The following is an 8,447-nucleotide window of genomic DNA, read 5'->3' on the forward strand; positions in this document are numbered from 1 at the left end:
AGTATATCCTTTATCATCTTCCATATCACACGTGTCATTTCATCGCCGTCCATTTCAACAAGGGGAGTTTTCATTTTTATCTTTTTCATATTTATCAGCCTTTCTATCTGTTTTCCATATCAATATATGGCTTTTCCTTATTAATGGATTTATATGCAGGACGCATGATACGTTTGCCGCTGTTTATCTCCTCGAATCTGTGAGCGCACCAGCCTGCCATTCTCGAGACAGCAAAAAGAGGAGTAAACAGATCGGGCGGTATCCTCAGCATTTTATATACCAATCCACTATACATATCAATATTTGCACACATTGCTTTTCTTGAGCTTTTTATGTCTTCAAAGACCTTTGGCGTGAGACGCTCTATCGAATCGATAAGGTGGAATTCCTTCTCAAACTCTGTCCCCTCGGCCATCATACCTGCGTACTTTTTCAGTATTACAGCTCTCGGATCAGACAGCGTATACACAGCGTGTCCCATACCATATATCAGACCGCTGCCGTCGCCAATTTCTTTGCAAAGGATCTTCCTCAGAATATCAGCAACTTCGTCATCGTTCTCCCAATTTTTGACATTTGCCTTTATTATTTCTTGCATTTCCAGTGCCTTGTGATTTGCACCGCCGTGACGTGGACCTTTCAGCGAACCTATCGCTGCTGAATATGCGGAATAAGGGTCTGTTCCTGATGAAGTAAGTACACGGCAGGTAAATGTCGAGTTGTTACCACCACCGTGTTCAGCATGGAGCATGAGCATAAGGTCAAGTAATTTTGCTTCATCGTGAGTAAACTTTCTGTCAGTGCGTATAGTTGAAAGTATATTCTCAGCCGTTGATTGTCCCTTAATAAGTGGATGCATTATCATTGATTTATTATCATAGCATCTTCTTTTAGTCTCATATGCACACACCATAATTACAGGCATTTTGGCAATAAGAGATACGGCTGTATCCACTTCATGCTCTGGTGTTCTTGATTCGGGTGCTTCATCATAGGAATACAGAGAAAGTACAGCTCTTGACATCTTGTTCATGATATCAGGTGACGGTGCTTTCAATATCATATCTTCAAAGAAATCCTGCGGAAGCGCACGTTCATCAGATAATGTCATTCTGAATTCATCAAGCTCATTTTTGTTCGGAAGTCTGCCTGTAAGAAGGAGAAAAACTATTTCCTCATAACCGAATCTGTCCTCAGCTTCAGCTTTTTCGATAAGATCATTGATACTGTAGCCTCTGAAAATCAGCCTTCCTTCTGTAGGCTTTTTCTCGCCGTCATCCACAACATATCCGTGAACATTACAGATATTAGTAACTCCTGCCATAACGCCTGTACCATCGGGATTCCTGAGTCCTCGTTTTACGCTGTACTTATCAAAATATTCAGCCGGAATATTATTTCCTTCAGAGAAAGCGGAATACATTACATCTTTTGTAGTAATCATCGGTATCACCTCAAATAAGAAAGGCGCCTATCCATGCGGATAAGCGCCATTGCTTGCTTAACTATACCATTATAATATCATAACTCAAATAAATTGTCAATAGTTTGACAATATTTTTATGTGTTAAAAATGTCCGTGTGCTCTGCATATTTTTTTGAGCTTTTTCACAGTGGCATTTCCTCCGCCGTCGTTGATATAAACGTCGTATTTCCCACGTATACTGCCGAATGTCACAATCTTGTCCGCATCTGCATACTCTTTCAGCCTTATCATCATATTCTCCTTTGAAGCAAGGGGAGAAAAAACTTTCAGATACATAAAGCCTTCGTATTCAGAGTCGGAAAGGCTTATCTTCGCACTTGCTCCAAGCTGCTGACGCAGTTTTCTTTCAAGCAGAAAGATGTCTATCTTTTCAGCGAGAACGGTGATATACAGAACACGTTCATTCATATCCTTTCGGCGGTATTCGGAGCGTACATAGTTTCTGTAGGGAGAGTGTTTATGAGACTCAAACAGTTCTTTTTCTGCAGAATTATGCAGTTCCCCATAGTATATCAGCAGGGTAGAATCGAGCATAGTATTCACGAAACAGTGAAGTCCACACTCTGAAATTATCCTTTCGGCTTCTGCTGAAACAGTCGGAGACAGATATGTCATATCAAGGTACTGCTTCTCCTTAACGTCATAAAGCGCAGCTCCGTCCATAACTATCACAGGAAGCTGCAAGTCTGTTCCTTGCATTATGGACATTAGCTCTGCGGGAGTGCGTGTAGTGGATATAGTGAATTTCACGCCGCTGCGGATAAGTCTGTTCAGCTCGACCTTGCTGTAATTTGAGGCCTGTGAAATGAGCACATCGTCAAGTCCGCTGACATAAAGAGTCGAATCATCACGTCTGACAGGTAGGCGGAAGTCGTTCACAGCTACTCCGATAATAATTCCTATAAAGGTATCAACAACTCTGTTCAGCACGAACAGATATGGGTTCTCGTCAAAGGAATGTGTAAGTGCAATACTCAGAAACACAACACATGAGAAAAAAGATGCGTTCCGTTTATTCATAACAACAGTTGTGTATATCACAGGGATTATGAAAATACTTGCAGAAATATAGACAAACTCAGGTATGGCTAAACCCAGCCTGCGGAACAACAGCAGAAAGAGAAGCCCGTATACTGCACCTGTAAGTGTTCCCACTGAACGCTGCAATGCATTGTTTTTGGTAGTATCGGTATAGGGCTGTATGCACCACAGAGCCGCCAATGCCCCGTAGAAAGGTATGCCGTTGCCGACAGGCAGAAGCGTCCTTATGAAATACACCGCCATACACAGTCCGACTGCTATTGACGATTTTACTATTCTTGCCCCAATAGGCGGAAATGTCAGTTTCAATATTCTCACTCCAGTAAAAAAGGGGCTTACCCTTGCGGATAAGCCCCCTTGCTCAGATCGTTATAAGAAGATGTTCATTCTTGATGTCATTGTAAAGCTCGCACTTGCAGCGGCTCACGTCGTAGATGTGTATAACGTCGTCAAGTCCGCTGTTTTCATCGATATCTTCAAGCACATTCCGCAGCTCTTTCAGCTTATCGGGAGCGAAATGCAGTGTTTTGCTGTTATTGAATACAGCTGTGTATAGTATCTCCGCCTCCACTAAATCCTGAAAGATATGGCTGCCATAGGAAAGCTCGGGGTTATAGCCTGCACGAGCTTCCTCCATTTCACACACGACGTCAAATTCACTTATATCGGCAAATGTTGTCGGTACGCCAAGCTCGGGTGAAGAAGTTCCCACTCTTCCCGGCACCATCAGCATCATATGTTTGCCGCTGTTGCGGTAAGTCCAGTTTATCTTGCCTATCATTTTCGCAACGGAATTCTTCTCGCTGTAAGGCATATTGTAGTACACAACGGGATCGACATACACGATAATATCAAGCTTTGAAGTCTTTGAAAGTCCCATTGAAGCTCCCTTGCTTTCGAGAAGGATATGCTCCTGAGGTATATCATTGGGAACAGCAACTCCCGACTTGTCCTTGATGACCTGAAGCGGTCTGCACTGCAGAAGGTCAATGGAGTATTCGCCGCTGTCAGAAACGTTTATAGTGAACTCCGTATCAACAGGATATTCATACTCGTCCTGTATACAGCGGAGCATTCTCTGCATCTGCGACATGAGAGTTTTATTGCTGACAAGCCCCTTGCAGGAGATAAAAGTTGACGATACTCTCCGTCCCATTTCCCGCAGTCTGCTTTCTGCGTCGAAGTCGTGTTCGAGGAGAATATTTTGCAGATACTCAGGTATCTCAGGCTCAATCGTCCAAAGCGGCAGACGTTCAAGGTCGTGGATAGAAGTATTGATGACTTCCACCTTGCCCTGTGAAAATCTGTGTCTGTCCGCATAAGTCGAATATATCGTCTTTTCGGGCATATCAAGGCTTACAAGACGGGGATATGAGCCCTCTGTTCTGTCGACGGCTGACGTACCAAGTCCCATTACAAGGCGCAGCATTCCTGCGGACTGGTCGGAGCTTTTCAGAAAGCTGTATGGGCTGTAAGAATAACCCACACCTGCCGCGCATGGCATATAGTATGCGCCATAGTAAGAGCCCGACACACGCTGTATCAGCAGGGACATCTGCTCATCACGCTTGTCAAGCCCGCGGCGTTTGCGGTAGTCCAGAGCGGAAAGGCTCATGGTGCTTGCGTAGACAGTTTTTATCGCATTTTCAAACTCTTCGAGTCGCTCTTCGGGAGTACCTCTGTTAGAACAGAAAACCGACTCATACTTGCCTGCAAATGCGTTGCCGAAGCCATCCTCAAGGATACTGCTCGAACGGACGATGTACGGATCCTGTCCGTAGTATTCGATGATACGGTTGAGCTGTTCACGCATCTCATCGGAGAATTTGCCGTTCAAAAGCTGTTTTGCGAATTCATCTGCAAGGGAGAAATAGCCTTCCTCGGTGCGCTGTTTTATGCGCATATCCCAGAAATTATTGTCAACGATGTATGTGTAGTAAACGTCAGAGCCTACATAGAATGAATCATGCGGTTCGAGAACTTCGTTTATATCAGGCTCGGTGTTGCGGATAATGGCTCTCGCAAGCAACATACCGCAGGCTTTTCCGCCTATCATTCCCGTGCCTATCATGTGGTCACGGACGCTGAAATAGTCCTCGGGACGGAAGTGCTTCTTGACCATTTCACGCATTTTTGTGTCCCTTGTCATCATGATATTACACATATTACTGCACTGCTCGGTTATATCAATGCCGTTTTCAAAGAGGACTTTTGCTTTCTTGAACGACCTGTCCCACGAATCCATGAACTGCTCGTCCGCGGAGCGCTGGGCGTTGCCGAGAACCTGATAGAAGCGGCTGGACTTGACACCGTCAAGAATGGGGCGGAATCGCCCTGTCTCCGGCTCATAGGTGTGCGGAAGAAACATCGTGTCTGAGCTTCTGTTCCACACCTTTTCGGGACGTACATAAACGTTCTTTTTATCCGAATAAACATCAAGAAAAAGCTGTGTGGTGTCCAGTATTTTATTAATCGCATGAACGGAGTGCTTTCCGCGTATTATCGGGAAGAATGCAACTGTATCAAGTATAAAAAGGAAGGGACAGGTCACGCGGAAGAAGTTGCCCATCATAAGGTCAGTCGCCCACATTGCCTGCAATTCCGAGAGGCAGTCGAATATGTAAAAGGCGTCCCTGCCTGCCTTTTCGATCTCGTTGTGAATATCAACGGTAAAGGTCTCAAATCTGTGCGAAAGCGGAACTTCGATAGTTTTTACCTCGGGGCGGTTCTCTACAAGAGGCTCGTGACTTGCAAATCTGAAATATATGATATTCCTGCCGTCTGCAATAGCCTGCCTGAGATAAGGCTCCATGAAGAGCCTGAACTCAGAAAGTTCCGAAACTCGCCATACAACATTGTCGCCGAGCCTTATATTGTCAAGTGCTGTATCCATTTCGGGTATTCCCGATAATATCCTGTCAAAAGCAGCCATAAAAGCACCTCCCTTTTATCACAGGTTTTTAGCATAGCAGACTGCGCCTTCGAGTCTGTCGTAAGGCGGATAATTATTGATACGATAGTATCCAAGCTTCTCATAAAGCGATACGGCTTCTTTCATCGCTTCACGTGTTTGCAGCACAGTACGCTGAAATTTCAATTTCCCGGCCAGTTTCTCTAACATATTCATCATATTTTCAGCAATACTTTGTCGGCGGTATTCAGGTTCTACCCATACTCGCTTGATTTCCGCATCTGTATCTGAGTATCTTTTCAGTCCCGCGCAGCCAACAGCGATATCATCAATACAGGCTATGAGCACAGTGCCTATGCTTTCGGATATATTGTAAGGGATAAAGCCTGTGCGGTTCTGAACTCCGCCTACAAGACTGCTGTAATATTCCTCTGTAGATAAATAGAATCTCTGAAAATCCCTGTTATTGCCGTCAGTCCATTTATATCTTATCTGTAACACCGTATCACCTCCAAAAACGCAAAAACGGTGCTGAATACACAGCACCGTTGCTCTTTACTTGCATTATATCATACTCGTTTTATTATGTCAAGTTTTTCCTTGACAATTTCTTGTATCTGATATATAATAATCTCAGACAAGCAAGGGCGCTGCGTTTTTTCGCAGTGCCTTTTTCTTTTTGGAGGGATACTATGAAGGACGGATTTATAAAAATAGCCTGTGCAACGCCTGATGTTAAAGTTGCAGATTGTCAGTACAATACTGACAGGATAATTGAACTTATTACCGATGCCCACAGCAAGGGAGTAAAAATAATATGCTTTCCCGAACTTTCCGTAACAGGCTATACCTGCGGCGACTTGTTCTTGCAGGACGCGCTGTTAAGCTCTGCAAGGCATGAGCTTGTCAGGATAATCAGAGAGACAGAAAAACTGGATATAGTTTCACTTATCGGTGTACCGCTTGCAGTCTGCGGAAAACTGTATAACTGCGCTGTTATCGTAAACAGAGGCAAAGCAATCGGTGCTGTTGCAAAGAAGAATATACCGAATTACAGCGAATTTTATGAAGTCAGACATTTTACCGCTGCCAATGAAAGTCTGTGTGCAGATATTCAGCTTGACGAAGAGTATTCCGTTCATCTTGAAGATACTGTTTTCACTTGCAGGAAGCTTCCTGAGCTCACCTTCGGCGTTGAGATATGCGAGGATATGTGGGTAAGTTCTCCACCGTCGGAGTGGCTTGCAGCCTCGGGAGCTGTCATCATATTCAATCTTTCCGCAAGCGATGAAGTCATAGGCAAAGCAGATTACCGCAGAACTCTTATAAAAGCACATTCGGGCTCACTCGCCTGCACCTACGCCTACGCCGATTCAGGTATAGGCGAATCCACGCAGGATATGGTATTTGCAGGACATAATATAATAGCGGAGAACGGTTCTGTTTTAGCTGAGTCCAAGGCGTTTTCAAGCGGACTGACAATTGCTGATACCGACATAAAAAAATTATCCTACGAGCGCAGAAGAATGAACTCTTTTTCTGCTTGCCCGAGCTGTAAAACTGCATATTTTTCGCTTGATGTTACTGAGACGATCCTTGACAGAGCTTTCCCAAAAACTCCGTTTGTTCCGTCCGACAAAAAGGCACTTGACAGCAGATGTGAAGAAATACTCACCATACAGGCAGTTGGTCTTATGACAAGACTGCGTCATATCGGCTGCAAAACGGCTATACTCGGACTTTCGGGCGGACTTGATTCCACACTTGCCCTGATAGTTGCCGTTCACGCTTTTGATATGCTCGGACTTGACAGGAGCGGTATCCATACCATAACCATGCCATGCTTCGGAACTACCGACAGGACGTACAATAACGCCTGCTCTCTGGGAAAGACTTACGGCGCAACGCTTACCGAGATAAATATTTGCAGTAGTGTAACTCAGCATTTTGCCGACATAGGACAGTCTCCTGAGGTGCATGATGTTACATACGAAAACTCACAGGCAAGAGAACGCACTCAGGTGCTTATGGATAAAGCAAATCAGCTCGGAGGTATCGTTATCGGTACAGGCGACCTTTCAGAGCTTGCTCTTGGCTGGGCAACCTACAACGGCGACCATATGTCAATGTACGCAGTAAATTCGTCCACTCCGAAAACCCTTGTACGCTGGCTTGTAAACTATGAAGCTGAAGTATCAGAGGGCGAGCTGAAAAAAGTCCTGTTCGATATACTTGTTACTCCTGTAAGTCCCGAGCTGCTGCCGCCTGAGAAAGACGGTACCATAGCTCAGAAAACAGAAGATCTTGTCGGACCGTATGAGCTTCACGACTTCTTCATGTACTATATGCTGAGATACGGATTTTCTCCCTCTAAGATATTCCGTATCGCCTCTCTCGCTTTTGCAGAAACATATTCTAAAGATGTTATAATGAAATGGCTGAAAACATTTTATCGGCGTTTCTTCGCACAGCAGTTCAAACGCTCATGTCTGCCCGACGGTCCGAAGGTAGGAACTGTTACTCTTTCTCCCCGCGGCGACTGGCGTATGCCAAGTGATGCTTCCGCTAATATTTGGCTGAAAGAATTGGATAACATTGATTGATAACGTGATCGAATTGATACACAAACGAACTTGCAAGTGGCTGTGAGATTCTTATTATTTTCCTACACTTTTCCTACAGTTTTAAGATTTTTCTGCAAAGGCAATAAGCGCCAAATCAGCTTTTCTCCCCGAAAAACAGGGACAAAACAGGATTATATTAAAACATGAAAAACTGCCGAAAATCCGTAAGCGTCGGCTTGTGGTCCCGAAGACCGTGGAGCATACAAAATCAACGTTATAACATGATGGCCGCCATTAGGCGGCCATTCGTTTTAAAGAGTGTACAAAAAAGCTCTCACAGCCGAAACTGTGAGAGCCTTGTTGTTTTATTCAGATAAACACATTAACGTGAATATCACGCCAGCTTAGTATCCTGCGCTTAGTGGATTTCGCATAAAGGTATTCT

Annotated in this window: 5 protein-coding genes; 1 reads left to right on the forward strand and 4 read right to left on the reverse strand. The window is 44.5% G+C overall.

What is annotated here, in order from left to right:
* Positions 1-103: 103 nt before the first annotated feature.
* From Q0R37_RS14020 to Q0R37_RS14035, 4 genes are all read right to left on the reverse strand, one after another.
* Entirely contained in the window at positions 104-1,444 is a 1,341-nt protein-coding gene (locus tag Q0R37_RS14020) for a citrate synthase (RefSeq protein WP_294755179.1), read from the reverse strand.
* Positions 1,445-1,567: 123 nt separating this feature from the next.
* Positions 1,568-2,836 carry an FUSC family protein gene (locus Q0R37_RS14025; RefSeq protein ID WP_294755180.1) on the reverse strand — a complete coding sequence of 423 codons (1,269 nt, stop codon included), beginning with the start codon at positions 2,834-2,836 and terminating at the stop codon, positions 1,568-1,570.
* A gap of 52 nt (positions 2,837-2,888) precedes the next feature.
* A complete protein-coding gene (locus Q0R37_RS14030; RefSeq protein ID WP_294755182.1) occupies positions 2,889-5,459 on the reverse strand; it encodes a PEP/pyruvate-binding domain-containing protein in 2,571 nt (856 codons plus the stop codon).
* A gap of 18 nt (positions 5,460-5,477) precedes the next feature.
* On the reverse strand, positions 5,478-5,939 hold the full coding sequence (locus Q0R37_RS14035; protein WP_294755183.1) for a GNAT family N-acetyltransferase: 462 nt from the start codon (positions 5,937-5,939) through the stop codon (positions 5,478-5,480).
* Between the two features lie 191 nt (positions 5,940-6,130).
* Here Q0R37_RS14035 and Q0R37_RS14040 point away from each other — a divergent pair, with 191 nt between their 5' ends.
* Entirely contained in the window at positions 6,131-8,041 is a 1,911-nt protein-coding gene (locus tag Q0R37_RS14040) for an NAD(+) synthase (protein ID WP_294755184.1), read from the forward strand.
* The last annotated feature ends 406 nt before the right edge of the window (positions 8,042-8,447 follow it).

The organism is uncultured Ruminococcus sp. (assembly GCF_946415235.1).
GTDB lineage: Bacteria > Bacillota > Clostridia > Oscillospirales > Ruminococcaceae > Ruminococcus.

Excerpts from the sequence above, each read along its gene's own strand:
- Q0R37_RS14020 (WP_294755179.1), bottom strand. The coding sequence starts at position 1,444 with ATGATTACTACAAAAGATGTAATGTATTCCGCTTTCTCTGAAGGAAAT.
- Q0R37_RS14030 (WP_294755182.1), bottom strand. The coding sequence starts at position 5,459 with ATGGCTGCTTTTGACAGGATATTATCGGGAATACCCGAAATGGATACA.
- Q0R37_RS14040 (WP_294755184.1), top strand. The coding sequence starts at position 6,131 with ATGAAGGACGGATTTATAAAAATAGCCTGTGCAACGCCTGATGTTAAA.